A 1,845-nucleotide genomic window follows, 5' to 3' on the forward strand; every position below is an offset into this window, starting at 1 on the left:
GGCTCCCTTGCGGCAATAGAGATAGGGCTTGAATGGCTAGGGATTTCGGCACGCTTTCAACCCGCCTGGACGGGGCGAGCATGGTGGAATTCCTTTCAACTTGATTTTGATCAGTTGCCTGAACGAACACAGCTTGAAGCCATTGAAGCGATTACCGACCTTTCCAAAAGTTTGCGCTCTGATTTTCGCCGTGGGACCTATGGTTATGATGTGCAAGCCTTGGAAGGCAATATGTCACGCCTTGATGACAGCATGTTGGAGTATGAAAGCGGTGTTCACTTAACAGCTGGGGACACTTTGTTTTCCTTTGGGCGCACAACAGAGATCAATCACACGCTCACAAGAGAAGAAGGCAGGCTTATTGGTAATTGGATAGATGATGGGGATGAAGAGTTAAGCTGGGAACAAATCGATTATCCATGGGACATGGCAAATTTTCCGTGGTGTTCGGTCAAAAAACATGAACGCGATATACTCATGGCAGAGTGGTTTAGCAACCGCACGCTTTATTTGGCTTTAAGAGACGAAAACAATACTCTGATTGGGTATCGCCGATGCAACATTGTCCAGCCTGTAGAGCAGGTTTTAGAGGGTGTTTACAACCATTGTGGCAACAGATTTAACCCTTCTACAACAGGCACTCTGTTGTTTCTTGCAGCCCGCACAGATTTTGAAGATGTTGAGGACAAACAAGCCGCCTCTGTTTCCCTTCTCGTTCATGGCTGTCTTGCACAACAAACCCCTCTTGGCAAACTTTGGTTAGGGGCTGATGAGCTAAATGGCGGTGTAGAGATACTCAAAACGCCTATCAATATTCCTTTGCGTGCCGATGTTCGCGAACAATTCAAGATTTTATTGAGGTTTTAATATGAAGCATGAAAGTGGTTTACCCTTTGCAATTGACAGATCTCGCGGCAAAGAGGAACAACAAAGCGTGGTGTTTTATGGCACGCGTCCCTTTATTCAAAGTGGTGAACTCAATGAGGTTCAAACCATTATAAGGGGGCGGCATGACCGCTTGGGGCGCCTTGTTGCAAAAGAAGGAGACCGCGTTGAACGGGCTGATGCTTTTGTCAACAAAGACACAAGGACCGTCACTTTAACGGATGGCAAGATTTATATTGCCGGTGATATTTTTCCCGTTGCACCAGCTGTACTCAACAATGTTGCCATGATTGGGCGCTTGGAAATTGGTGTGAAGCTGCAAAAAAAATGGATAACACACGAAGATGATCCAGAGCTCTTGGGGCAAGTCCCTGGTACCTTAGCAGAAGGAGAGCCCGGAGCGGCACGCGAAACAGCAAAGCTTGTTTGGGCACTAAAAGAGGATGCGCAGAATGGCACTTTCTTTCCCGTTTATATCTTGCAAGATGGTGTTCTGATTGATCAAAAATCCCCATCACTGCTTGAACCTGCCATGCAAGCCATTGCGACGTACGACCGCGCCCATGGGCATTATATCGTGAGTGGCTGCCGTGTGAGTGCATTGGGAGCCAATAACGGTTGCCAAGTGTTTAGTATTCAAGAAGGAGAAGCCAATATCAATGGCTTTAAACGCAAACGCTTAGCGGCTTTGCGCCATGAAGAGCCAGAGGATTTTTCGACAAGCGTTGTTCCAAGCGAAACGCATATTTTTGCGCCTCCAAAAGGGAAAACAAGTTTCACCTTTAAACCCTATTATTTTCCTATTGCCGATATTCAATCTCTTTTGTTGACAAAAGAAAAGACCGTTACCGTCACCCGTGGTGCCGTTGCTGCTGGGCGTGACGGTGTTCCTGATAAAAGCATCACCGCGTTTATCAAAATCGTTCAAGGAAGCAAGGAATTTAAAGAAGGCACAGATTT

2 protein-coding genes are annotated in these 1,845 nt (G+C 46.6%); both read left to right on the forward strand.

Annotation, left to right across the window (positions count from 1 at the left end; translation table 11 throughout):
- On the forward strand, positions 1 to 867 hold an 867-nt coding region (locus ACFIL3_RS09870; RefSeq protein WP_375682194.1), incomplete at its 5' end, for a phage tail protein.
- Between the two features lies 1 nt (position 868).
- A partial coding sequence (locus ACFIL3_RS09875) for a DUF4815 domain-containing protein (protein WP_375682195.1) occupies positions 869 to 1,845 on the forward strand: 977 nt, incomplete at its 3' end.

This window comes from Bartonella sp. CE47NXGY (assembly GCF_042195415.1).
Classification (GTDB): domain Bacteria; phylum Pseudomonadota; class Alphaproteobacteria; order Rhizobiales; family Rhizobiaceae; genus Bartonella.